This window comes from Paenarthrobacter sp. OM7, assembly GCF_029873575.1.
Lineage (GTDB): Bacteria > Actinomycetota > Actinomycetes > Actinomycetales > Micrococcaceae > Arthrobacter.
The window spans coordinates 3,191,763-3,216,175 of the sequence record NZ_CP123579.1; the positions used below are offsets into that span (position 1 = coordinate 3,191,763).

Annotated in this window: 27 protein-coding genes; 13 read left to right on the forward strand and 14 right to left on the reverse strand. The window is 61.1% G+C overall.

Translation table 11 applies throughout. The features are described from left to right. Nucleotides 1-62: 62 nt before the first annotated feature. The 3 genes from QEH68_RS14690 to glmS are packed head-to-tail and all read right to left on the reverse strand — an operon-like array spanning nt 63 to nt 3,893. Entirely contained in the window at nt 63-1,640 is a 1,578-nt protein-coding gene (locus QEH68_RS14690; RefSeq protein ID WP_280623238.1) for an NAD(P)H-hydrate epimerase, read from the reverse strand. Between the two features lie 17 nt (nt 1,641-1,657). Then, nucleotides 1,658-2,005, reverse strand: coding sequence for a holo-ACP synthase (locus tag QEH68_RS14695; RefSeq protein WP_011775548.1), 348 nt, complete (start codon nt 2,003-2,005; stop codon nt 1,658-1,660). A gap of 4 nt (nt 2,006-2,009) precedes the next feature. Then, nucleotides 2,010-3,893: a glutamine--fructose-6-phosphate transaminase (isomerizing) gene (glmS, locus tag QEH68_RS14700; RefSeq protein ID WP_280623239.1), complete on the reverse strand. Its 1,884-nt coding sequence runs from the start codon at nt 3,891-3,893 to the stop codon at nt 2,010-2,012. Nucleotides 3,894-4,032: 139 nt separating this feature from the next. On the opposite strand from glmS, the gene coaA reads away from it, so the two are divergent. Continuing rightward, nucleotides 4,033-5,004, forward strand: a complete 972-nt coding sequence (coaA, locus tag QEH68_RS14705) for a type I pantothenate kinase (protein ID WP_011775550.1) — start codon at nt 4,033-4,035, stop codon at nt 5,002-5,004. A 67-nt stretch (nt 5,005-5,071) separates the two neighbouring features. Continuing rightward, entirely contained in the window at nt 5,072-5,875 is an 804-nt protein-coding gene (locus tag QEH68_RS14710) for a M15 family metallopeptidase (RefSeq protein ID WP_280628022.1), read from the forward strand. Nucleotides 5,876-5,942: 67 nt separating this feature from the next. On the opposite strand, the gene glmM is transcribed toward QEH68_RS14710, so the two are convergent. The 3 genes from glmM to rplM all read right to left on the reverse strand — a co-directional run bounded on the left by glmM (nt 5,943) and on the right by rplM (nt 8,452). Continuing rightward, nucleotides 5,943-7,307 (reverse strand): phosphoglucosamine mutase, encoded by a 1,365-nt coding sequence (gene glmM, locus QEH68_RS14715; RefSeq protein ID WP_280623240.1) that lies wholly within the window; start codon nt 7,305-7,307, stop codon nt 5,943-5,945. A 155-nt stretch (nt 7,308-7,462) separates the two neighbouring features. Continuing rightward, nucleotides 7,463-7,969, reverse strand: a complete 507-nt coding sequence (gene rpsI / locus QEH68_RS14720; RefSeq protein ID WP_089595774.1) for a 30S ribosomal protein S9 — start codon at nt 7,967-7,969, stop codon at nt 7,463-7,465. A gap of 39 nt (nt 7,970-8,008) precedes the next feature. Next, nucleotides 8,009-8,452: a 50S ribosomal protein L13 gene (gene rplM / locus QEH68_RS14725; protein WP_011775554.1), complete on the reverse strand. Its 444-nt coding sequence runs from the start codon at nt 8,450-8,452 to the stop codon at nt 8,009-8,011. A gap of 287 nt (nt 8,453-8,739) precedes the next feature. Between rplM and QEH68_RS14730 the strand changes: the two genes are divergently transcribed. The 9 genes from QEH68_RS14730 (at nt 8,740) to QEH68_RS14770 (ending at nt 16,742) form a co-directional block, all read left to right on the forward strand. After that, on the forward strand, nt 8,740-9,384 hold the full coding sequence (locus QEH68_RS14730; RefSeq protein WP_280623241.1) for a prepilin peptidase: 645 nt from the start codon (nt 8,740-8,742) through the stop codon (nt 9,382-9,384). A 325-nt stretch (nt 9,385-9,709) separates the two neighbouring features. After that, nucleotides 9,710-9,904 carry a Flp family type IVb pilin gene (locus tag QEH68_RS14735; RefSeq protein ID WP_280623242.1) on the forward strand — a complete coding sequence of 65 codons (195 nt, stop codon included), beginning with the start codon at nt 9,710-9,712 and terminating at the stop codon, nt 9,902-9,904. A gap of 116 nt (nt 9,905-10,020) precedes the next feature. Beyond that, nucleotides 10,021-10,428 (forward strand): TadE/TadG family type IV pilus assembly protein, encoded by a 408-nt coding sequence (locus QEH68_RS14740; RefSeq protein WP_280623243.1) that lies wholly within the window; start codon nt 10,021-10,023, stop codon nt 10,426-10,428. Continuing rightward, the gene (locus QEH68_RS14745) at nt 10,428-11,456 is read left to right on the forward strand and encodes a Tad domain-containing protein (protein ID WP_280623244.1); all 1,029 of its coding nucleotides are present in this window, start codon (nt 10,428-10,430) and stop codon (nt 11,454-11,456) included. The genes QEH68_RS14740 and QEH68_RS14745 overlap by 1 nt, the downstream gene beginning before the upstream one ends. Before the next feature lie 51 nt (nt 11,457-11,507). Then, nucleotides 11,508-12,275 (forward strand): RcpC/CpaB family pilus assembly protein, encoded by a 768-nt coding sequence (locus QEH68_RS14750; RefSeq protein ID WP_280623245.1) that lies wholly within the window; start codon nt 11,508-11,510, stop codon nt 12,273-12,275. Next, nucleotides 12,272-13,468, forward strand: coding sequence for an AAA family ATPase (locus QEH68_RS14755; RefSeq protein WP_280623246.1), 1,197 nt, complete (start codon nt 12,272-12,274; stop codon nt 13,466-13,468). Before QEH68_RS14750 ends, QEH68_RS14755 begins: the two co-directional genes overlap by 4 nt. After that, nucleotides 13,465-14,907 (forward strand): CpaF family protein, encoded by a 1,443-nt coding sequence (locus QEH68_RS14760; protein WP_280623247.1) that lies wholly within the window; start codon nt 13,465-13,467, stop codon nt 14,905-14,907. The genes QEH68_RS14755 and QEH68_RS14760 overlap by 4 nt, the downstream gene beginning before the upstream one ends. Before the next feature lie 2 nt (nt 14,908-14,909). Further along, a complete protein-coding gene (locus tag QEH68_RS14765; protein WP_280623248.1) occupies nt 14,910-15,851 on the forward strand; it encodes a type II secretion system F family protein in 942 nt (313 codons plus the stop codon). A 12-nt stretch (nt 15,852-15,863) separates the two neighbouring features. Next, complete coding sequence (locus QEH68_RS14770) at nt 15,864-16,742, forward strand: type II secretion system F family protein (protein WP_280623249.1); 879 nt, start codon at nt 15,864-15,866, stop codon at nt 16,740-16,742. A gap of 126 nt (nt 16,743-16,868) precedes the next feature. Here the strand turns inward: QEH68_RS14770 and QEH68_RS14775 are convergent, their stop codons facing one another. The 8 genes from QEH68_RS14775 to QEH68_RS14810 form a co-directional block, all read right to left on the reverse strand. Beyond that, the gene (locus QEH68_RS14775) at nt 16,869-17,759 is read right to left on the reverse strand and encodes a tRNA pseudouridine synthase A (protein ID WP_207594224.1); all 891 of its coding nucleotides are present in this window, start codon (nt 17,757-17,759) and stop codon (nt 16,869-16,871) included. A gap of 32 nt (nt 17,760-17,791) precedes the next feature. Next, entirely contained in the window at nt 17,792-18,337 is a 546-nt protein-coding gene (rplQ, locus tag QEH68_RS14780) for a 50S ribosomal protein L17 (RefSeq protein ID WP_280623250.1), read from the reverse strand. 66 nt (nt 18,338-18,403) lie between these two features. After that, nucleotides 18,404-19,414: a DNA-directed RNA polymerase subunit alpha gene (locus QEH68_RS14785; protein WP_011775567.1), complete on the reverse strand. Its 1,011-nt coding sequence runs from the start codon at nt 19,412-19,414 to the stop codon at nt 18,404-18,406. A 149-nt stretch (nt 19,415-19,563) separates the two neighbouring features. After that, a complete protein-coding gene (rpsK, locus tag QEH68_RS14790; protein WP_014922380.1) occupies nt 19,564-19,965 on the reverse strand; it encodes a 30S ribosomal protein S11 in 402 nt (133 codons plus the stop codon). Between the two features lie 51 nt (nt 19,966-20,016). Next, nucleotides 20,017-20,394, reverse strand: a complete 378-nt coding sequence (gene rpsM / locus QEH68_RS14795; RefSeq protein ID WP_011775569.1) for a 30S ribosomal protein S13 — start codon at nt 20,392-20,394, stop codon at nt 20,017-20,019. A 196-nt stretch (nt 20,395-20,590) separates the two neighbouring features. Next, a complete protein-coding gene (gene rpmJ / locus QEH68_RS14800; RefSeq protein ID WP_011775570.1) occupies nt 20,591-20,704 on the reverse strand; it encodes a 50S ribosomal protein L36 in 114 nt (37 codons plus the stop codon). Nucleotides 20,705-20,776: 72 nt separating this feature from the next. Then, nucleotides 20,777-20,998, reverse strand: coding sequence for a translation initiation factor IF-1 (gene infA, locus QEH68_RS14805; RefSeq protein WP_011775571.1), 222 nt, complete (start codon nt 20,996-20,998; stop codon nt 20,777-20,779). Nucleotides 20,999-21,192: 194 nt separating this feature from the next. Then, nucleotides 21,193-22,143, reverse strand: coding sequence for a P1 family peptidase (locus QEH68_RS14810; protein WP_280623251.1), 951 nt, complete (start codon nt 22,141-22,143; stop codon nt 21,193-21,195). A 321-nt stretch (nt 22,144-22,464) separates the two neighbouring features. On the opposite strand from QEH68_RS14810, the gene QEH68_RS14815 reads away from it, so the two are divergent. Continuing rightward, nucleotides 22,465-23,451, forward strand: a complete 987-nt coding sequence (locus QEH68_RS14815) for a sugar ABC transporter permease (RefSeq protein ID WP_207594227.1) — start codon at nt 22,465-22,467, stop codon at nt 23,449-23,451. Next, on the forward strand, nt 23,448-24,380 hold the full coding sequence (locus tag QEH68_RS14820; protein ID WP_280623252.1) for a carbohydrate ABC transporter permease: 933 nt from the start codon (nt 23,448-23,450) through the stop codon (nt 24,378-24,380). Before QEH68_RS14815 ends, QEH68_RS14820 begins: the two co-directional genes overlap by 4 nt. Nucleotides 24,381-24,413: the final 33 nt, after the last annotated feature.

Consider the following 24,413-nt stretch of genomic DNA (forward strand, 5'->3'; position numbering starts at 1 on the left):
CCTCTTGATGATGCGAACAACTGCTGCAAGCCTACTCATGACCCATGACACGGACAGTAACCTTAGGGTCTTGGACGGTCGCATTCCGCGTTGAGCGAACCGATGACGCCTGGTACCGCTGCCATGATCGCCGACGCTGTAATGGGGCCGCCGGCCAATTCCGCGGACGCTGCCGTTCCTGCGCGTCCATGGACGCTCGCCGCAACAGCCGCCACAGCAGCCCAGCGGTCGGCAACGTCCAGTCCCAAGCCGGCATAGGCGCCGTCGTCGTCCTTGATCGTTTCCGCGCTCTGCGCCAGCAACGCGCCCAGCACTCCTCCCAGGACATCCCCACTTCCCGCAGTCGCCATCCACGCGGTGCCCTCGGATTGGCTGAAAACAACGCCCGACGGCGACGCCACCAGTGTGGTGGCTCCCTTCAGGAGCACGGTGGCGCCCGTTTGTTCGGCGGCCTGCCGTACGAAATGCAGCGGACGCGACTCCACGTCATCACGGGTCACAGCTACCTCCCCCGTGGACGGAAGGGAGTCCAGAAGCGTAGCCAGTTCTCCAGCGTGTGGCGTCAGTATCCAATGGGGCGGGCAGCGCTCCGGAAGGAGGCTGAGTGCACCAGCATCCACCACCACCGGCACGTCGGCGGCCAGGGCAGCCGCAGCAGCGTCCCTCGCGCGCTCCAGCTGCTCTTCCCCAGCAACGCCCGAGCCCAGCAACCACGCCTGGACGCGGCCGGGTTCATCGGGTTCCCAGAGGGCTTCGGGGGTTTGGGCGAGCACCAACTGTCCCACCGTTTGGGGGCCGGCGTAGCGCACCATCCCCGCTCCTGCGAGGGCTGCGGCATGAACACCCAGAACAGCAGCACCGGGGAACCGAACCGAACCGGCTACGACGCCCAGGACACCCCGGGAGTATTTGTGTGCCCGGCGGCCAGGATGGGGCAGTACTGCCCCTACATCCTGGGAGGTGAGGCGGCGGAGCTCCGGCTGCTGGGACGTTAGCGATCCTTCGATGCCGATCTCCACCACGTGCACCCGCCCGGCACTGCCCTCACCGGGGTCGGTCATCAGCCCTGCCTTCACGCCTCCAAAGGTGACTGTGACGTCTGCTTCCAGCACCGGCCAGTGAACTTCACCGCTGTTGGCGTCCAGGCCGCTGGGGAGATCACAGGCCACTACCAACCGTGGACGCAGTTCCTGGAGGCGCGCAACCAGTTCCGCTGAAGGGCCACGCAGGCCCCCACGCGCACCCGTCCCGAGCAGGGCATCGATGACCACATCGCCGGCGGCGCACAGGACCGCGAGTTCTTCAGCATTCCCGGGTTCGAGGTACAAGGTCCTCCCGTTGGCTGCGGCAAAAGCAGCCAACGCCTCCGGGTGTACTTCAGCCGAGGCGAGTACCGCCGTCGTTCGCATCCCCCGGCGGGCCAGCAGGGCCGCGGCGAAGAGACCGTCCCCGCCGTTGTTGCCCTTGCCTGCCAGGACAGTCACGCCGGCACCCGCCAGGCTGCGCCGGGTTTTGACCTCGCGCACCACGGCTTGGGCCAGCCCGAACGCTGCCCGTTGCATAAGAACAGCGCCCTCACCGGCGTCAAGGAGCGGTTGTTCCGCATCCCTGATCTGTTGTCCGGTGAAGGCGCTGATCATTGCTGTTGAGAGTCCGTCTAGCCCTCGGCGAGGACAGTCGCCGTAGCGATGCCGCCGTCGTGGCTCATGGACAGGTGCCAGCGCTTGACGCCCTTGGCCTCGGCCACTGCCAGCACAGTTCCCTTGACCTGGACTGTAGGACCGTTCTCATCGAGACCAATCCAGCAGTCCTGCCAGTTCATGCCCGCGGGAGCACCCAAGACCTTGGCCACGGCTTCCTTGGCCGCAAAACGTGCGGCCAAGGAGCGGGTGTTGAGTTCCCGTTCGGCAGGAACAAACAGGCGGTCCCGGAGTCCGGGCGTCCGTTCCAGCTGCCGGCCGAACCGTTCGATGTCTACGACGTCTACGCCAATGCCAACAATCATGGCGTTATTCTACGGTCACGCTCTTGGCGAGGTTACGCGGCTGATCCACGTCATAGCCCTTGGCTCCGGCCAGTTCAGCAGCGAAGATCTGCAGCGGAACGGTAGTGAGCAACGGCATCAGCAGCGTGGGCGTTTCAGGTACGTAGAACACATGCTCTGCATAGTCCTTGACCGACTCGTCGCCTTCTTCAGCGATCACCAGGGTACGGGCACCACGTGCACGGACTTCCTGGATGTTGCTGACCACCTTGGAGTGCAGGGAGTCGCGGCCGCGCGGAGACGGCACCACAACGAAGACCGGCTGGCCGTCGTCGATCAGGGCGATCGGACCGTGCTTGAGCTCGCCGGCGGCGAAGCCTTCAGCGTGGATGTACGCGATTTCCTTGAGCTTCAAAGCACCTTCGAGGGCAACCGGGTAGCCGACGTGGCGGCCCAGGAACAGCACGGACTTTTCGTCCTTCATGCTGCGGGCGAGCTCGCGCAGGGGGCCTGCGTTGTCCAGGATTTTCTGGATCTTGGCCGGGATCTTGTTGAGGTCCGCGAGGACGTCCTTGATCTGGCCGGAGAAGATGTTGCCGCGCAGCTGAGCCAGGTAAAGGCCCAACAGGTAGGCGGCAGTAATCTGCGCCAGGAATGCCTTGGTGGAGGCCACTGCGATTTCCGGACCGGCGTGCGTGTAGAGCACAGCGTCGGATTCGCGCGGGATGGTGGAACCGTTGGTGTTGCAGATGGAGATCGTCTTGGCACCCTGTTCACGGGCGTAGCGGACGGCCATCAGCGTGTCCATGGTCTCACCGGACTGGCTGATGGAAACCACGAGCGTGTTGGAGTCGACGATCGGATCGCGGTAGCGGAACTCGTGGGCGAGCTCCACCTCCGTGGGGATGCGGCACCAGTTCTCGATTGCGTACTTGGCAACCAGGCCGGCGTAGGCCGCGGTACCGCAAGCGAGCACGATGATCTTGTCAACCTGCTTGAGGAGCTCCGGATCGATACGGACCTCGTCAAGGGTCAGCTTGCCATCGAGGTCCGAGCGGCCCAGGAGGGTCTGCGCAACGGCGTCAGGCTGGTCATGGATTTCCTTCTCCATGAAGGAGTTGAAGCCACCCTTTTCGGCAGATGCCGGGTCCCAGTCAACGTGGTATTCCTTGCCTTCGGCGGGAGCGCCGAAGAAGTCGGTGATCTCCACGGAGTCCGCGGTAATGGTGACGATCTGGTCCTGGCCCAGTTCCACGGCACGACGGGTGTAGTCGATGAAGCCGGAGACGTCGGAGCCAAGGAAGTTCTCGCCTTCGCCCAGGCCAACCACCAGCGGGGAGTTGCGGCGGGCAGCTACGACGACGTCGGGCTGGTCTGCGTGGACTGCAAGAAGGGTGAAAGCACCTTCGAGTCGCTGGCAGGCCAGACGCATCGCTTCGGTGAGGTTTCCGCCGTCGCCGTTGAGCTGGGTGCGGAAGATGTCGCCAACCAGCGCGGCGGCAACCTCGGTGTCCGTTTCGGACTCGAAGGTAACGCCCTTGGCCAGCAGTTCCTGCTTGAGCTCTGCGAAGTTCTCGATGATGCCGTTGTGAATAAGTGCAAGGCGGCCGCCGTCAGAGAGGTGCGGGTGCGCGTTGCGGTCGGTCGGTCCGCCGTGGGTGGCCCAACGGGTATGGCCGATGCCGGTCAGGGATTCAGGTACTGGATTTGCTTCCAGTTCACTGATCAGGTTGCTCAGTTTGCCGGACTTTTTACAGGACGAGATTGCCCCGTCAGCCACCACTGCGACGCCTGCAGAGTCATAGCCGCGGTACTCAAGACGACGCAGCCCTTCCACGACGACGTCAAGGGCGCTGTGACCAGCTGCCTTGCGAGACGAATTGCCAACATAGCCTACGATTCCACACATGGGTACAAGCCTAACGGCTAGCGCAAACAACTGACGTGGGACATCCCAGCTCTTCCCCTTGCCGCTATGATGTCCAGCCCCCACAATTCACCCTCCCGTCGTCGTGCATTTCCTGATCCGCCGCGTGGAGGGCAGAATCATGAGCGTGACTTTGCAACGCACCGAAGCTAATGGCGACGGCGCTTCCCCGTTTGTAGAGCTGGACCGTCAAACGTGGTCCAGGCTTGCAGCGCAGATGGAGCAGCCCCTCAACGAAGAGGACATCTTCCGTCTCCGCGGCCTCGGCGACCCCTTGGACATGAAGGAAGTCAGGGAGGTTTACCTCCCGCTTTCGCGGCTTCTGCACCTGTATGTAGAGGCTTCCCACCAGCTTCATGCTGCAACAACCACGTTCCTGGGCGAACAGACCCAGCGCACTCCGTTCGTGATTGGCGTCGCCGGTTCTGTGGCGGTTGGCAAGTCCACCATCGCCCGCGTGCTCCGGGAAATGCTCCGGCGATGGCCCGGTACCCCCAACGTGGAACTCATCACCACGGACGGTTTCCTCTACCCCTTGGCCGAGCTGAAGCGCCGGCACCTTCTTGAACGCAAGGGTTTTCCTGAGTCCTATGACCGGCGGGGGCTCCTCCGCTTTGTGTCGGAAGTCAAAGGCGGCGCCGAGGAAGTGCGCGCACCCTGGTATTCCCACGTAACGTACGACATCGTACCGGGCAAGGAAGTGGTGGTCCGGCGTCCCGACGTCCTGATCGTGGAAGGGCTCAACGTCCTTGCCCCCGCGCGCCCCCGGATGGACGGAAAACAAGGACTGGCCGTCAGCGACTTCTTCGATTTCTCCATCTACGTGGACGCCAAAACCTCCTACATCGAGGAATGGTACGTGGACCGTTTCCGCAAACTGCGCACCACCGCCTTTGCGCAGCCGGAATCCTACTTCCACCGCTACGCCACGCTGTCCGACGACGACGCCGAATCCACCGCCCGCGGCATTTGGAAGCGCATCAACGAACCCAACCTGGAAGAAAACGTGCTGCCCACCCGTGGGCGCGCCCAGCTGGTTCTCACCAAGGACGCCGACCACTCCATACGCCGCATGCTGCTGAGGAAGGTCTAAGGTGGCCGATCTCCAGCCGCTGCCCAGCCGGCGCGCTTTTGCAGGTTTGATCGCCGCTGGCGCTGGAATGGCAGCGTTGTCCGCGTGCACGCCGGAAGCTGCCGCACCCTCCCCCGCCGCCGCAACCGCCGCCAGTGGGGCTGCTGCGCCTTCTACGGCCCCTTCCAGCTCCCCCGCCATGGATCCGGCAACGGTCGCGCCTGAGACGGCCGCGCCGTCGCCCAGCGCCACGCCTTCCAGTGCCGCGCCCTCCAGCGCCGTTACATCGCAGCATTCGCTGTCGGACCCCGCCAGCCCTTGGGTCATCGTCAACAAACACCGCCCCCTCAACCCCCAGGACTTCGTCCCAACCGATCTGGTACAGCCGAACATCCGCCTCGCCGTCAGCGGCGAAGCCGCCCTGCTGAACAGCACGACGGCGGCTGCCGCAGAAAAGATGTTCGGTGCTGCTGCGACGGAAGGCGTCGTTATGGCGTTGGCATCGGGCTACCGCTCCTACTCGACCCAAGTGGCCACGTACGGCGGCTATGTCGCCAGCACGGGCCAAGCCGCAGCCGACCGCGCCTCGGCCCGCCCGGGACACTCCGAACACCAAACAGGTTGGTCCTTCGACATTGCCGACGGTGGTGGGGCCTGCAGCTTCCAGCCATGTTTTGCTGAGCAACCGGCAGCGGTGTGGGCGAAGGCCAACGCACATAAGTTCGGTTTCGTGGTCCGCTATCCATGGATGTTCCACGACATCACCGGGTACTTTTACGAGTCGTGGCACCTGCGTTACATCGGGGTGGAGGCAGCAACTGACATGGTCACGCGGGGCATCGTGACGCTCGAAGAGTATTTCGGCCTCGAAGCGGCCCCGGATTACCTTTAGTCCTTGAATGGCTTCGGCCCGCTCCCCTGCCAGGCAGGGGAGCGGGCCGAAGCTCGTTCTGGCTTCTTTAGACAGCCATCTCGCTGGAAGCGCCGAGGCGTTCCTTAACTACTGCAGCAAGGCTGTTGCAGATGCGCTCAGCCGTTTCCATGTCAGCGGCTTCCACCATGACGCGGACCAGAGCTTCAGTGCCCGACGGGCGGAGCAGCACGCGGCCGGTTTCGCCCAGTTCGAGTTCGGCTGCAGCAACAGCGGCCGCCACACCTTCGTCGGTACCGGCGCGGGCCTTGTCCACGCCCTTGACGTTGATCATCAGCTGCGGGAGCTTGGTCATCGCGGTGGAGAGTTCTTTGAGGCTGCGGCCTGTCAGTGCAACCTGCGCTGCAAGCTGCAGGCCGGTCAGGACACCGTCACCTGTGGTGGCGTAATCGGAGAAGATCACGTGGCCGGACTGTTCGCCGCCCAGGTTGTAGCCGCCGTTGCGCATTTCTTCGAGGACGTAACGGTCGCCGACGCCGGTTTCGCGGATGGTGATACCGGCACTCTTGAGTGCGATCTTGAGGCCGAGGTTGCTCATGACGGTGGCCACGAGGATGCTGTCCTTGAGCTTTCCAGCCTCGTTGAGGGCCAGTGCAAGGATGGCCATGATCTGGTCGCCATCCACTTCATTGCCCTCGTGGTCCACGGCGAGGCAACGGTCGGCGTCGCCGTCATGGGCTACGCCAAGGTCGGCGCCATGCTGGAGAACTGCTTCCTTCAACGGGCCCAGATGGGTGGAGCCTACGCCCTCATTGATGTTCAGGCCGTCCGGCTCAGCGCCGATCACTACGACGTCCGCGCCGGCGTCCTTGAACACCTGGGGTGAACAACCGCTCGCAGCACCGTGGGCGCAATCAAGGACCACCTTCAGGCCGTCAAGGCGCTTGGGAAGCGTTCCCAGCAGGTGCACGATGTATCGGTCCTCAGCGTCGGAGAAACGCTGGATGCGTCCGACGTCGGCTCCCACCGGGCGCTGCGGCTCTTTGCCGAGCTGTGCCTCGATGGCGTCTTCGACGTGGTCCGGGAGCTTCTGGCCGCCGCGGGCAAAGAACTTGATGCCGTTGTCCGGCGCGGGGTTGTGGGAGGCCGACAGCATCACGCCGAAATCGGCGTCGAGATCTGCCACCAGGTAAGCGGCCGCCGGGGTGGGAAGAACACCGGCGTCATAGACGTCGATTCCGGAGCTGGAAAGCCCGGCTTCCACGGCGGCGGCGAGGAACTCGCCACTCGCTCTGGGGTCCCTGGCGACGACGGCGCGCGGCCGCTTGCCGTTGGTTGTGCGGTCATGGCCGAGTACGACGGCGGCGGCCTGGGCAAGCTGCATAGCCAGCTCGGCGGTGAGCAATCCGTTCGCGAGACCGCGCACGCCATCTGTTCCAAATAATCTAGACATCGGCTCAAGTTTAGACGACGCCGGGACACCATCAGTTCAGGAGCGTGTCGGAGCGTCACATGCGCGCCGTGCGACGCCCGTGTTTAACGGCGAAAGCCCGCCCCGCCGAAGTGGCGGAACGGGCTTTCGATGCCCCAATGCAGGGGCGAAGCGAATTAACGCTTGGAGTACTGCTGAGCCTTGCGTGCCTTCTTGAGACCAGCCTTCTTACGCTCGATGACGCGGGCGTCACGGCGCAGGTAACCGGCCTTCTTGAGGGTGGCGCGGTTGTTGTCGACGTCGATCTCGTTCAGCGAGCGAGCAACACCGAGACGCAGTGCACCGGCCTGGCCGGAGATGCCACCGCCGTGGATACGGGCGATGACGTCGTAAGCGCCTTCGAGATCAAGGATCTTGAAGGGCTCGTTGACATCCTGCTGGTGCAGCTTGTTCGGGAAGTAGTTGTCCAGCGTGCGGCCGTTGATGGTCCACTTGCCGGAACCCGGTACAACGCGAACGCGCGCAACGGCTTCCTTGCGGCGGCCAACAGCTGCGCCGGCAACGGTCAGTGCCGGGCGTTCCTTCTTGGGCGCATCTTCACCAGATGTGCTTTCAGAGGTGTAGCTGGTGAGGGTTTCCTCAGCCTCGACGGCTTCGGCGGTCAGTTCTTCGTTCTGAGCCACGGTTCTCCTTGTAATAAAAAGTTTAGTTGGTGGCCAGGACTACTGGGCGACCTGGGTGATTTCGAAAGTCTTCGGCTGCTGAGCGGCGTGGGGGTGCTCGGGGCCTGCGTAGACCTTGAGCTTGCCCAGCTGCTGAGCGGCGAGGGAGTTCTTGGGGAGCATGCCCTTGATGGCCTTCTCAACAGCGCGAACCGGGTTGGATTCCAACAGCTCGGCGTAGTTGACGGAGGTCAGGCCGCCCGGGTAACCGGAGTGGCGGTATGCGCGCTTCTGCTCCAGCTTGGCGCCGGTGAGGGCAACCTTTTCAGCGTTGATGATGATGACGAAGTCGCCCATGTCCATGTGGGACGCAAAGGTCGGCTTGTGCTTTCCGCGCAGCAGTGTTGCGGTCTGGCTGGCAAGACGACCAAGGACAACGTCGGTGGCGTCAATGACGTGCCACTGGCGGTTGATATCGCCGGGCTTCGGGGTGTACGTACGCACGGTTTTGCCTCGTTCTTGTTCTGGCGTTCATGTTTTAGGCGACACGCAATAAGGCGTGTACCTACTATGTATGCGCTACCGGAGCAGAGGTGAGGGCTCTATGTACCAGTCATCCCAGAATCTCGAAATGCCTCAGGAGTTGGCGATCCTGCAACTGGATCCCCCGTAAGGCATGTGTCATCGAGATAGGACACGCACAACGACTCTAAACAATACCTTCAACGGGCCGCCCGGGTCAAAATGGGGTAATCGCCCTTGGGGCTTGGGCACTGATTGAGGGAGAGCACATGACCGACGGGCCCGCCTTTCCACTCATTATCGCCCTCGCGGGCCTCCTCCTGAGCCCTGCTGCAGAGTGGCTCATCTCAGTGCGGCTGCCGCGGCTCGGCGGACCACCTTCCCCGAGGGTCCGGATCACGACGGCGGCTCTCACCTCGCTGCTGTTTGGCTTGCTCGCGTGGCGGTTTGGCCCTTCTTTGGACCTGCCGGCATTTCTTTTGTTGGCTCTTTTCGGCGTACAGCTCTCCCGCATTGATTTCACCCTGCATTTGCTGCCCAACCCCTTGGTATTGCTTTTGCTAGGGGGTGGCCTGCTGCTTTTGCTGGCTCCCGCAGCCTTCGCGCCAGGCTGGCCAGACCTCGTCCGGGCCCTCGCAGGAGGGGCGATCCTGTTCGCCGGCTACCTGATTCTGGGACTTATTTCGCCAGGGAGCCTCGGAATGGGCGATGTGAAGCTTGCGGCACCCGTTGGAATGTACTTGGGGTACTTGGGTTGGGGGCAAGTACTCTACGGCGGCCTGCTGGGTTTCGTGGTGGGCGGGGTGCTGACGGTACTGATGTTGCGCCTGAGATCAGCGGAAAAGCCCATAGAGACGGCTCACGGACCCGCCATGTTCGCTGCGGCCCTCGGCGTCATCCTGGTACTCCAGTAGCGCCCTTCATGTGAGTCTTTCACGACTCCCCTTTAGTGCGATTTTCATAAGGCTACTGTCAAAACCAAGTAGTCCCTGACCTTCCGTGCGCCTGAAACTGAGTACTCCTCCCACCCCCTACGGGTGCCCACGTGCCGGCCTTATCAGGAATTCGAGTACAACTACGCATTGTTCAGCCGACCGCCCAGGGTGAATTCTTATCTCATCGAATTCCGAACCGCTAAAGGATACATGGGGGTAGTTCGGGAAACGTATAAATGCAAATTCCGATAATTTGCTGGACCTATAAAACAACCTGTTCATTCATTCTGGGAAGGACTCTCCAATGTCTACTCTTATGTTCACCATCACCTCGTACATCGCCGGCGTCAAGGACCGCTTCACCAAAGAAGAGAAGGGCGCGACGATGGTTGAATACGGCCTCATGGTCGCCCTGATCGCAGTCGTGGTCGGAGTCGCGGCAACAACCCTCGGCGGCGGCATCGCCGCACTGTTCAACGAAGTGAACGGTGACCTCTAGAACATCGTGGTCTTGGCCGGCGGTCGTGGCGCAAATTCAGGCCTCAACCGCCGGCCATTTCTTCTTAAGCACTGCTAGTGAATTGCCCCACTGGGATCTGGGTCTGGGAGACGGTCGTGAAAACCAAGAAGAATGAGCGCGGCGCAGTAGCCGTGGAGATGGCAGTTCTGTTGCCTCTTCTGCTGTTGATCTTGATCGGAATTATTGAGTTTGGACGTGTTCTAAACGTTCAAGTTTCGCTAACTCAAGCTGCTCGTGAGGGTGCGAGACACGCCGCCGTGCACTACCAGGACGGCTCCCTCGACGTAGAAGGCACTGCACTGGGTGCCGCTCCGTCGCTGGACGGTCTCGGAGTCACCGTCACTGACAACGCTTCCAGCTGCGCTCCCGGCTCCAACGTGGAAGTGACAACGAGCGTTTCGCTGCCCTCCATGTCGGGTTTCCTGGACGCTGGCTTCTTTGGTTCGCCAGGCATTTTTCCAATCAACATGACCGGAGTGGGAGTGATGAGATGCGGAGGTTAGTGCAGGTCGTCAGCCGAACAGCGAAAGACGGGCAAGGGGATACACACGAGCGTGGGGCCGCCACCGTCATGGTCGCTGGGCTCATGGTGGTTCTTTTGGGCTTCGCAGCTTTGGCCGTGGACGTCGGTGCGCTGTACGCGGAGAAGGCCCAGTTGCAGAATGGCGCCGACGCCGCGGCGTTGGCTATTGCCACCGACTGTGCCGGCGGGAGCTGTGGCAACAGCACTTCTACTGGAAATCAGTTCGCCAACAGCAACGCAAACGACAACACAAGCGGCGCAGTCGTCACGTTTCCGGCTGCCACCACCGTACGCGTAGTAACCAATGCCAGGGACACCGCAGGGCAAAACAGCTTCTCATTGTTCTTTGCGAGGGCCATGGGGTTCGACACTGCGAACGTAGATGCCTCAGCCGAAGCATCGTGGGGGGCCCCTTCTGCGGCTTCTACCCTGCCGTGGACCGTGAGCGAGTGCGTTTTCAAGAAGTACCTTTCACCCACGCAACTCGCTTCGCTGAACTCCACCGGAAACTTCACGGGCGATCCTGTTCCGACCCATATTCTCCTGCGTTACGACACGAACGCGCCAACCGTGCCGGGCTGTGCAGTGCAAAACGGCTACCAACCTGGTGGCTTTGGTTGGCTCGTCACCGATTCCGGGTGTTCCACCGACATCGATCTGGACGCGACTGTCAATGGACAAACCGGTAATCACTTCCCTAACGCTGCTGCCTGCGAGGCCGCCCTTTCCACCATCATGGACGAGCCGGCACTGATACCGCTCTTCAAGACGGCCACAGGCAATGGCAGCAATGCGAAATACACGTTGGTTGGTTTTGCAGCATTCCAGGTCACCGGATACAAGTTCAGCGGCTCTGGGGCCGTGCTGGACCCCCTGGCACCAAGCTGCACGGGAAATTGCCGTGGACTCCAGGGGTTTTTCTCACGCTTTGTGTCCCTCGAAGAGGGCATGCAAGTTACCGGAGGCATTCCCAATTATGGGGCTTCCGTCGTCTTGCTCACCGAGTAGCTTCTCGCAGAGTCGCTGCTCTCGAACTCACGAAACTCAAAGGAGTAGAAAGTGAAAACACGCCTACTGGGAGGCATTGCAGCACTGCTATTGGCAGTCATAGGCACCGTTTTGCTGGTTACCTACGTACAGGGAGCCGACAAGCGGGCGCAGCAAGGGCTCGATCCCGTCAGCGTACTTGTCGTGAAGGAACGCATTCCCGCCGGCACCAAGGCTGAAGAAATCCAGTCCAAGGTCAAGGTCGAAACCCTGCCGCAGTCGGCAGTAGCACCAGGCACCATCAACGCGCTGACCGACCAAAAAGGAAAAGTCACCTCGGCCGATCTCCAGCCAGGCGAACAGCTGCTCGGGGTAAAGCTGGTCAGCCCCAAAGAGCTGGCACCGGGTACTGTTCCTGTTCCGGACGGTTTGCAGGAAGCAACGTTCGTCCTAGCCCCTGAGCGCATGCTGGGTGGGCGGATCGAAGCTGGAGACACCGTAACAGTCTTTGCCTCCTTCAAGCTGGACGAGGCCGTACCCGCGGGAGCCAACCTGCCGGCTGCGCTGACCGGCTGGAAAGATTTCACGGAACTCCTGTATCACGACGTCCTCGTCACAGCTGTCCAGCAGGCCGCCCCGGACTCAGAGAAGTCTGCTGGAGCTGAGAAGGGGGTTGCACTCCCCAACGGGTCGGCTTATGTGACTGTAGCCCTGAGTGACGCGAGCGCTGCCGAGATGGTTTTCGGCGCCGAGTTCGGCACCCTGTGGCTGTCCAAGCAGACTGACAAGACGGTCAAGAGCGATCCTCCCACAACTACTTTCGGAGGGCTGGTCCAATGAGCCGCTTCGTAGCCATAACCGCAGTCCGTGACTTTGAAGGACGCATTCGCCAAGCCATCACTGGCTCCTTGCACGGCGACCTTCAGACATTGCCACCGACAGTGCTGCAAACGGGCACAGACGAGCTGTTCAAGCAACTGACTGGTGCTCCACCTGAGGTCTTGATTCTCGGCCCGGGGGTAAACCCGGATGACGCCTTCAAACTGGCTACTGTCATTGATCTCCAGTACCCGGAAATCAGTTTGCTGATGGTGGCGGAGCCAAGTACGGATATCGTCCTCAAGGCGATGCACGCAGGGGTTAGAGACGTCGTGGCTCCGGACGCCGAGGTTAACGAACTCCGTGTTCTACTCGAGCGGGCATGCTTGGCTGCCGCCAGCAGGCGGCGTGGAATGCAGCCTGCCGAGTCCGGCCAGGACCGAGGGCGGGTCATTGCCGTCATGTCGCCCAAAGGTGGCGTCGGCAAGACCACCGTAGCGACCAACCTTGCTATCGGGTTGGGGTCCCTTGCACCCATGAGTGTAGTTATTGTGGACCTCGATCTGCAGTTCGGGGATGTTGCTTCGGGCCTGATGCTTGAGCCGGAGCACTCCATTACGGAGGCCGTCCACGGTTCAGCCGCCCAGGACTCGATGGTCCTCAAAGCGTTTCTCACGGTCCACCCGGCAGGGATCTACGCCCTATGCGCGCCTCAAAAGCCCTCTGAATCGGACTACATCACGGCCGACCACGTGACCAGGCTTCTCAATCAGCTGGCCACCGAGTTCAAGTACGTAGTGGTGGACACAGCTCCGGGACTGGGCGAGCACTGTCTTGCCACGCTTGAGTTGGCAACTGATGGTGTCTGGGTCTGCGGTATGGATGTGCCAAGCATCCGGGGTCTTCGAAAGTGCTTCAGCGTGCTGAAGGAGCTTCAGTTGCTGCCGCAGGGCCGGCATACAGTGTTGAACTTTGCTGACCGAAAGAGTGGTCTTTCCGTCCAGGACGTGGAGGCCACCATAGGAGTGCCCATCGACACTGTGATTCCCCGTTCCAGGACACTCCCCTATTCGACCAACAGAGGAATTCCGGTTCTTCAAGGGACGGCACGGGATTCAGCCATCAAGGGACTGCGCAAGCTCGTTCAGCGGTTCGATCCCCGTATGGAAGCCGCACCGCAAAACAAACTGCACCGGAGGGTGGTCGTGTCATGAAACTTTCAGAACGGCTCTCGAGGAACGATCACCAAATCGTCATAGATCCTGTAGCGGGTGACACCGCGGGAAATCCGCCGAGCGAGACATCGTCATCGTCCCTCTCAGTTACCGCTCCGATATTGGGTGGAGCGCCCGCGACGCCAACGGTCGACGCACTTTCGGGTCTTAAACAACGGGCGGCTGCGGCATTGTTCGACCGTATCGGAAGCAGGATCGGGGACACGTCTTCAACCGAAGAGGAACTCCGGACCTTCGCTGTTGACGAACTCTCGGCAGTTATTGATGACGAACAGGTTCCGCTGTCCCCTGAAGAACGTCGACGGCTCATTCGGGAGATCGCCGATGAAGTGATGGGCTTCGGACCCCTTCAGCGTCTGCTGGAGGACCCCTCGGTAACTGAAGTCATGGTCAACCGCTTCGACCAGATCTATGTTGAGCGCCACGGACACCTGGCTCTGACGGATCTTCAGTTCAGCTCAGATGCGCACCTGCGAAAAGTGATTGAACGGATCGTTTCCAAAGTAGGGCGCCGCATTGACGAGTCTTCACCCCTCGTCGATGCACGTTTGGAGGACGGCTCCCGTGTCAACGCCATCATCCCGCCCCTTGCAGTCAATGGACCGTCCCTGACCATCAGGAAGTTCAGCCAGGTTCCGTTGACCGTCCGCAACCTCATTGAGTGGGGATCCATGAGCCACGAGATGGCGGAGCTTCTCAGTGCTTGTGTCCGGGCCAGACTCAATGTCATTGTCTCCGGCGGAACTGGTACTGGAAAGACAACACTGCTCAACGTCTTGTCTTCCTTTATTCCGGAGTCTGACCGCATCGTGACTATTGAGGACGCGGTGGAACTGCAGTTGCAACAGCGCCACGTAGTTCGGTTGGAGAGCCGACCACCCAACATCGAGGGCAAGGGGGCCATCACCATTCGTGACTTGGTGCGCAACTCCCTCCGTATGCGGCCCGATCGCATCATCGTGGGCGAGGTTCGCGGCGGTGAATCTTTGGACATGCTTCAGGCCATGAACACTGGTCACGACGGCTCGCTGTCCACAGTCCACGCCAACTCTCCAAGGGACGCGATTGCCAGATTGGAAACGCTGGTGCTCATGGCCGGGATGGACCTCCCGCTACGAGCCATCCGGGAGCAGGTGTCCTCTGCTGTTGACCTCATCGTCCAAGTAACACGCCTGCGCGATGGCAGCCGGCGGGTCACCCATGTGACGGAAGTTCAAGGTATGGAGGGCGACATCGTGACCCTACAGGACGCCTTCCTGTTCGATTATTCAGCTGGTCTCGACGCTCAAGGTCGGTTCTTGGGCAAAACTCTACCGACTGGCATTTGTCCTCGGTTCCTTGACCGATTCGCAGAGCTGGGCATCACCGTGTCGCCGGCGGTCTTTGGGGTAGCACCTGTCGTCCCAGGGAGGCGGTAGCGGTGGAGTCGCCACTGATATTCGCCGCGGCCGTTGGGCTCTGCGCGGCCTCTCTCATCTTAATTGTTGTATTCGTGCTGAAGCCTCGCCACGGAAGCATCCCTCTCGAACGTCGTCGCGTTGGCACTGCTCCTGATGAGTCGGCATTGGGACGCGTGTCCCACTCGGCCGTTCAGGTAGTCGATGCTGCGATTGGCCGTTCGGGGGGGCCTTTCAACCGTGAGGTACTGTACAACGCCGGAGTCAAGCAGGCTCCAGCCGACTTCACCGTCCTGGTCGTCATTGCAACGGTGACTGTTGGCGTTGCCGGATGCTTCTTGATCAATCTCCTCATAGGTCTATTGCTAGCCCTTGCTGCACCATTCGCAGCAAAGATCGTGCTCGTGTTCAAGACGGAAAAGCGCCGTGCCAAGTTTGAAACGCAACTCACGGACACGATCCAGATGTTGATTGGCGGCCTCAGAGTAGGACACAGCATCATGCGGTCACTCGAAGCCGCCGCACATGAGGCACAGGCACCTACATCGGAAGAACTGTCCCGCATCGTCAACGAAGTCAGAATCGGTAAGGATGCCCGACAAGCCATCGAAGACTGCGCTGCCCGTATGGACAGTGAAGACTTCCGTTGGATCGGCCAGGCGATCCAGATCAATCGTGAGGTTGGTGGTGACTTGGCGGAGGTTCTGGAGCAGGTAGCGGGGACGATTCGGGAGCGCAGCGAAATCAAGGGACATGTTCGCGCACTAAGTGCTGAAGGCAAGATGTCAGCAGTAATTCTCATGATCCTGCCTATCGCTGTAGGGCTGATCATGACGTCCGTCAATCCGAGCTACATGAGGGTCTTCGTCCAGCATCCAATAGGAATCGCTCTGTTGGTAGTCAGCGTCATCCTGTTCATCGTTGGCGGATTCTGGATGAGCCGAACCGTGAAGATCAAGTTTTAGGAGGCAAGACTCATGACTCCCATTGTTTGGCTGATCATCGCCGCCATTATCATCCCGATCGCCTATATTGTGTGGTCATTAGCGACCATAGATCGCAAAGGCCTCGTCGCCATCCAAACCAACCTAGGGTCCGGATTCTCCCAAGGTGCCAGTATCAACATTCAACGTCCGCCGCTCCTCCTGGGCGTTGCCCGGAAGCTCACGCCCGGCAGTTACGAAGCCAAGCTTGATCAATGGCTTGCACTGGCGGGTCGCCCGAAATCGATTCCTTTGACCAAGCTCATCGCCATCAAGCCGGCACTAGGTTTCGCTGGCGCCTTGGGAGGCATGTTGCTGATCACCAGCAACCCAACTCCCCTGTTCATCTGTCTGGGCTTGTTCATTACTGTCCTGCTGTACTTCCTCCCAGATCTATTGGTCTACAACACCGGCATTAAGCGCCAGGAAGCAATCCAATTGGAGTTCCCAAACACTCTCGACCAAATGTTGATCTCAGTGGAGGCCGGGCTCGGCTTCGAAGCTGCTTTGGAACGAGCCTCGGTCTATGGAGGCGGGCCCTTGGCGCAGGAACTCATGCGTACCTTGCAAGACATTCAGGTTGGGCGGCCGCGGCAGGAAGCCTATGAGGCCTTGGCGGAGCGATCAACAGTTACCGACGTCCGCAGCTTTGTCCTCGCGGTTATGCAAGCCGATAAATATGGCATCGGCATCGCGAACGTCCTCCGCGCCCAGGCCAAGCAAGCCCGCGTCAAGCGTCGTCAGAAGGCAGAAGAAAAAGCCATGAAGCTGCCTGTGAAAGTGCTCTTTCCATTGATGCTCTGCATCTTCCCTGTGCTGTTCATAATCCTTCTGGGTCCCGCCGTCATCAGAATCATACAAATGTTCTCTTGATCCTCGGGAAATAGACCGGCACTTCGCGGATCCCAGACCACGGAGTGCCACAACGGCCCCCTTCCGGTACCCAGAGCCGGGAGGGGGTCCTCCAACGCACAGGGAAAGCAGCAAACAAGAAGAGAACTACGCCCGCCGCGCCCGCGTCAGCTCAGCCCGGGCCAGCATCTCGGCATCCGAAGGATAAGAAACTTCCTCCAGCACCAAGGGATGCGGTGCAGCGAGCACGGATTTGGCATCGCGCTTCCTCTCCAGAAGGCGCGAGTGCAGCCAGCCTGGAGCCTCCAACTTCTCCCCCACCCGCAGCGCGGAGCCCACCAAGGACCGCACCATGTTGTGGCAGAAAGCGTCGGCCTGAACGGTGGCCACAATTACACCGTCGCTGTCGCGGGTAAAGGAGAACTTCTGGAGTTCCCGGATGGTGGTGGCGCCTTCGCGCGGCTTGCAGTACGAGCGGAAATCCTGGAGTCCCAGCAGCGCCACGGCCCCGGAGTTCATGAGCGAAACATCCAACGGCGCTTTGTGCCACAGCGTGATTCCCCGCAGCAGGGGGTCCCACCGTTCGGGACCGTCGGCAATGCGGTAACTGTACCTGCGCCACAACGCTGAAAAGCGGGCGTCGAAGCCTTCAGGCGCCAGACCGGCGTCGTGCACTTCCACAGCACCGGTGAGGTCGCCGAGGATCCGGCTCAAAGCTCCGCGGAGGCGCCGCAACAGCGCGACGGCGGGATCGAGTTCGTGCCCACGCGGCAGTGACAGCCACTCGGCTTCGGTCAGGTCCAGGTGAACCACCTGGCCGCGTGCGTGGACTCCCGCGTCAGTCCTGCCGGCCACCGTCACGCGGACAGGTCGTTGCAGCAGGAGCGCCAGCGCTTCCTCCACGGAGCCCTGGACAGTACGAAGCCCGGGCTGCAGGGCCCATCCATTGAAGGGTGCGCCGTCGTAAGAGAGATCAAGCCTTACACGCAAAAACCCGCCGCCCCCCAAAACGGGGGCAGCGGGTTTTCGTTCGTTCATAGACTTAAGTCTACTGCGAAGAATTCAGTGAATTACTTCTTGTCCTCAGCGGCCGGAGCCTCTTCGGTTTCGGCAGCTTCAGCGGCCGGAGCCTCTTCCGTCTCAGCTTCAACGGCTTCGGTCTCAACGACCTCTTCCTCAGCAGCCGGAGCTTCAGCAGCCGGAGCAGCCTTGGCAGCGGCAGCGGTTGCTTCAGCAACAACGGCCTGCTTCGGGGAGACCGGCTCGAGAACGAGCTCGATGACAGCCATGGGAGCGTTGTCGCCCTTGCGGTTGCCGATCTTGGTGATGCGGGTGTAGCCACCATCGCGGTTGGCAACGGCGCCGGCGATGTCGGTGAACAGCTCGTGGACAACGCCCTTGTCGCTGATCAGGCCGAGAACGCGGCGGCGGGAAGCGAGGTCGCCACGCTTGGCGAAGGTGACCAGACGCTCTGCGTACGGCTTAAGGCGCTTGGCCTTGGTGACCGTGGTGGTGATGCGCTTGTGCTCAAACAGAGCAGCTGCCAGGTTCGCGAGCATCAGGCGCTCGTGAGCCGGGCCGCCTCCGAGGCGCGGACCCTTAGTGGGGGTAGGCATAGTTATTTCTCCTGTTATGTAAGCCGTTCAGGTCCATTGCTGGACCCAGCGGCCAAGATCTGCTGTTTAGAGCTCGTCGTCGCTGAACGCGGCGTCGTCCTCTTCGATGGCTGCGGCGCGGGCTGCGAGATCGAAACCGGGAGGGGAGTCCTTGAGGGACAGACCCAGTTCCACGAGCTTTGCCTTGACCTCGTCAATGGACTTCGCACCGAAGTTACGAATGTCCATCAGGTCAGCCTCGGAGCGGGCAACGAGTTCACCCACGGTGTGGATGCCCTCACGCTTGAGGCAGTTGTAGGAACGGACGGTGAGGTCCAGATCCTCGATCGGCAGAGCCATGTCAGCTGCCAGGGCAGCGTCCGTCGGCGACGGGCCAATCTCGATACCTTCAGCTGCGGTGTTCAGCTCACGAGCCAGACCGAACAGTTCCACCAAGGTGGTGCCTGCGGAAGCAACAGCGTCGCGCGGAGCGATTGCCTGCTTGGTCTCGACGTCGACAATGAGCTTGTCGAAGTCGGTGCGCTGCTCAACACGGGTAGCTTCCACGCGGAAAGTTACCTTCATGACCGGCGAGTAGATCGAGTCAACCGGAATACGGCCAATCTCGGAGTCGCCGGACTTGTTCTGAGCTGCCGAAACGTAGCCACGGCCGCGCTCGATGGTCAGTTCGAGTTCGAACTTGCCCTTCGAGTTCAGAGTGGCAATGTGCAGATCCGGGTTGTGGAATTCGACGCCGGCCGGCGGAGCGATGTCCGCGGCGGTGACGACTCCGGGGCCCTGCTTGCGCAGGTACGCAACAACCGGCTCATCGTGCTCGGAGGAAACCGAAAGGTTCTTGATGTTCAGGATGATCTCGGTGACATCTTCCTTGACACCCGGAACCGTGGTGAACTCGTGCAGCACGCCATCGATCCGGATGCTGGTTACAGCGGCACCGGGGATGGAGGAGAGCAGGGTACGGCGGAGGGAGTTTCCGAGGGTGTAGCCGAAGCCCGGCTCCAGCGGTTCAATGATGAAACGGGAGCGGTTCTCGGATACAACTTCTTCAGACAGGGTGGGGCGCTGTGCAATGAGCACTTAGGTTTCCTTTCGGCGAGCATCCGCTATATGACGCAACACAGGTGGTGGAAATCGGCTTCGGTTTCCAGCCTGACCAGCCGGGCCATGCTTATGAAGGGTCGAAACTCTCCACAGCAGGCCCGGCCAGTCAGGCAGGGAAGACCTAATTAGACGCGGCGGCGCTTCGGCGGGCGGCAACCGTTGTGGGCGCTGGGGGTGACGTCCTGGATGGAGCCAACCTCGAGGCCAGCGGCCTGAAGCGAACGGATTGCGGTTTCGCGTCCGGATCCCGGGCCCTTGACGAATACGTCAACCTTGCGCAGACCGTGCTCCTGAGCGCGCTTTGCAGCGGCTTCAGCAGCCATCTGGGCGGCGAAGGGAGTGGACTTACGGGAGCCCTTGAAGCCAACCTCACCGGCGGAAGCCCATGAGATGACAGCACCGTTCGGGTCCGTGATGGACACGATGGTGTTGTTAAAGGTGCTCTTGATGTGCGCCTGGCCAAGCGCAATATTCTTCTTATCCTTGCGACGCGGCTTACGAACCGCTCCACGAGTCTTCGGGGGCATTGTTTCTCCTACAGAAAGTTATCGGGGGAAAACCGGATCAATCCCGAGGGATTAACGTCCGGCCTTCTTCTTGCCGGCGACGGTGCGCTTCGGGCCCTTACGGGTACGAGCGTTGGTCTTCGTACGCTGTCCGCGTACGGGCAGGCCCTTGCGGTGGCGCAGGCCTTCGTAGCTGCCGATCTCTACCTTGCGGCGGATGTCAGCGGCTACCTCGCGGCGAAGGTCACCCTCAACCTTGTAGTTGCCTTCAATGTAGTCACGCAGCTGAACCAGTTCGGCGTCAGTCAGGTCCTTGACGCGAACGTCGGCGCTGATGCCAGTGGCAGCCAGGGTTTCGTGTGCACGGGTCTTGCCCACGCCGTAGATGTAAGTAAGCGCAATTTCCAACCGCTTTTCGCGGGGAATGTCTACGCCAGCGAGACGAGCCATAGTGGCGGTACTCCTTGAATAAACCGGAGGTCGTAGGCAGTACACCCACACGTTCCGTGTGGCCCCAGCCTCCGACCGGGGGTTCGCTGACCAGGCTCTATACTGCAGTCCTGGCACAGCTTGTGCTGCCTTTATTTACTTGCGTGGGCTAGCAACCCAGGTTTGCCCTTGCGGGCGCTGATTCCCGGAAGGGGAATTAGCCCTGGCGCTGCTTGTGGCGCGGGTTCTCGCAGATCACCATGACCCGGCCGTTACGGCGGATCACTTTGCACTTGTCGCAGATCTGCTTGACGCTCGGCTTGACCTTCATGGCGTTCCTTTGCGTGTTTTGCAGTTGATCTGCTGGAGCGGCTTAGGCACTATTGCCTGGCCGCCCAGCAATTTACTTGTAGCGGTAGACGATACGACCACGTGTGAGGTCGTATGGGCTCAGCTCAACCACTACCCGGTCCTCGGGGAGGATTCGAATGTAGTGCTGTCGCATCTTCCCAGAGATGTGTGCGAGAACGACGTGCTTGTTGGTGAGCTCAACGCGAAACATCGCATTGGGCAGCGCCTCAGTCACAACGCCCTCGATCTCAATGACCCCGTCCTTCTTGGCCATATCCTCCGCTAACTGTTGTTTGCCGCTGTCCTTCAGTTAGGCACCGAAGATCCAGCGGACGTTTTTTGTTTGCTTGGCTCTCTTGAACCACGACACTAAAAAGGGCGTGGCTGCACAGACAACCAACAAATAACTCTACGCCAATCAGGCCGGAAAGTTAAATCCGTCCATGGTAGCGCAAGGGTCCCCCGCCGTCACTCCCCTGCGGGCCTGAAAGCCGGGAATTCACCTGCCGCCGTCGATACACTTTCCGCAGCCCCGACGCCGTCGAGTATCGCGAGCCGAACGGCTTCCGCCGCGGCACTTTGAAGCGTTATCAGCGACACTTGCCGCGCCTGTTCAGTACTGCGATCCAGCACGACGGCGCCGGTCGCCAAAGCGAACACGGTATCACCGTCCGCAAGGGTGTGCGACGGATCCAAGGCCCGGGCCAACCCTGCATGCCCGGCACTGGCGGTCCGCCTGCATTCGGCAACATCAAGGGCAGCATTCGTAGCGACCACCACCAACGTCGTGTTGAGCCCCTGCGGTGGAACCCCCGGGCCGGCAGAGGGTTGTGGCCCTGTCGCGCTGAACACCGGCGAACCAAGCGCATTTACTACCGCGATGGCCCCCACAATCACGCCGCCGTCGAGGGTGATGGACGACGTTCCGATGCCACCTTTGTACTGCCCGCGCGCAACAACGGCACCAGTCCCCGCACCCACGTTTCCACGTTCGACGACGGCATGGTCACCTGAGGCGAACGCTGCAGCGGCTGCCTGGTAGCCCATGTCGGCGCCTGGTCGAGCTTTCACGTCACCGCCCCGCCCGAGGTCGAAGATGGCGGCCGCAGGCACGATCGGCACCACGGTCCCGGGAACAGCGAAGCCCCTCCCCTGTTCTTCGCACCACAACTGGGCACCGCTGGCCGAGGCCAACCCAAAAGCGCTGCCCCCGGTCAGCACCACGGCATCCACAGTGGATACCAGCGTGGTGGGATCCAGTGCGTCGGTCTCATGAGTCCCAGGACCTCCACCGCGAACATCCACAGACCCCACGGTCCCCACGGGAGGAAGAACAACAGTCACCCCGGACAGCCACCCCTCCCCCACCCTCTGCACATGCCCAACCCGTATGCCGGCAACATCGGTGATCGAATTCATGGCTCCATTCTCCACCTGCACGAAGGCGGACTCAGCGAATTGACTGGCACCCGGCAGCGCGCGTCTAAGGGAGGAACGACCGAGCGCGCAGAGGGTGGCAGCCAATTGGCTGCCACCGATGAAGGGCAAAGTGGGAGCCCGGCCTCGAATACGAACAAGCGAGTAACGCCGAGTAAACGGGTTGGGAAGTGTCAGACAACTATCGCTACGGACCGCGTATTCGGCCCATTCAGCCGCTGTGCGTGTGGTGAGCTAGGCCTGTCTTCGCCGCCCCGTTCCGGGAGTTGGCGCCCCACGTTCGCCAAAAAACGTTAGTGACCCATGACTACCCGACAGATTCACAGCAGCACCGCGCCTGCAGGCAGGCCGGACTCCACGCCGCCGGTTCCGCCCGTCGATGCCGCCCAGCACCCTCCGGTAAGAAGGGGCTGGTCTGGCCGCAGCCGCAAAGACTTCATGGTTTTCCTAGCCATGGCTTTGCCGAACCTGGTGTTGATCGGCACGTTCACGTATTGGCCCCTGATCAACAACATCTATTACTCCACGCTGGATTGGACGCTGGGTTCGGCGTCGGCCACGGTGGTGGGGCTGCAGAACTATGTCACCTTCTTCACCAGCGAGGATGCGTCCAAGGTTCTGGGGACCACAGCCGTCTTTACGTTGGTGACGGTGGGTGGGTCGATGGTTCTAGGGTTGCTGGTTGCCCTGGCGTTGAACTCGAAGGTCCGTGGAACCACCTTTGCGAGGTCCGCGGTGTTTGCCCCTTACGTGCTGTCCGGGGTGGGCGTCGGCCTGGTGTGGCTGTTCATCTTCGATCCCGGCTACGGCGTGCTGGCGTGGATTCTTCGGGGAATGGGGCAGCAGAGCCCACAGTGGATCAACGATCCCCAGTTGTCGCTGGTGATGGTCATCATCGTCTACATCTGGAAGAACCTGGGCTATTGCGCCGTGGTGTACCTCGCCGGGTTGCAGTCCCTTCCCCGCGACGTCATGGAAGCTGCAGCGCTTGATGGGGCAAACAGCGTGCGGAGGTTCTTCAACATCTCCATGCCGCTTCTTTCCCCCACTACGTTCTTCCTCTTGATCACCACCATGCTGAGCTCTTTGCAGGCCTTCGACCTCATCCGCATCATGACTCCGCTGGGCAACGGCACCAGCACGTTGATTTATGAGGCGTATCTGCAGGCATTCGGCGCCTATAACCGGGCCGGGTATTCCGCCGCGATCTCGGTGATCCTCTTCGCCATCCTGCTGATCATCACGGTCCTCCAACTGCGGTTCGTTGAGCGAAAGGTCCACTACTCATGAGCGCACCGTTACCAGCCGCCGTCGTGCCTTCCCCACAGGACGCACAGCAGGACAACCGGCAAGAGTCGCAGCAACCGCAACGGCCGCGTCCCTTCTCCAGCGCCAACCTGCTCCAGACTGTCGCAACCGGGTACGTCCCGTTGATCATTGCCACACTGGTGGTGTTCCTGCCCCTGCTGTGGATGCTGTTGAGCTCTTTCAAGCAGCCGGGCGAGATCGTCACCATGGATTTGAAGATCCTGCCGGAGTCCCTGAACCTGGAAAATTACGCCACGGCGATGACCACCGTCCCGTTTGCGCAGTTCTTCGCCAACAGCCTGATCGTGACCGTCATCGGCTCATCCATCAAGGTCGTCCTGGCCATCCTGACTGCCTACGCCCTCGTGTTCGTGCGATTCCCGTTCAAGAACGTGATCTTCGTGCTGATTCTGGTAGCCCTCATGGTCCCGGCCCAAGTGTCCATCCTGCCCAACTACATCCTCATTGCAGGAATGGGCGGGAAGAACACGTTGTGGGGCATCATCCTCCCCGGCCTCGGCACAGCGTTTGGGACGTTCCTGCTGCGCCAGCACTTCCTGACGCTGCCGCCATCGATCCTCGAAGCGGCCGAAATCGATGGTGCCGGCCACTGGCGGCGCTTGTGGCAGATCATTGTGCCGGTCTCGGTCCCGTCCATCGCCACTGTGGCGTTGGTGACCGTGGTCAGTGAATGGAACGACTACATCTGGCCGCTCATTATCACTGACCGCCCCGAAACCATGACGCTGCCCGTGGGCCTGACGTTGCTGCAGAACTCGGAAGGCAATGGGGCAGGCTGGGGAATCCTCATGGCCGGCGCCGTTCTGGTGATCGTCCCCATCCTGCTGGTGTTCGCAGCACTCCAGCGCTACATCGTGGCCGGCCTGACCCAAGGAAGCGTCACCGGCTGATTTTCTCCCTCCGCACCATTCGCATCGAAATAC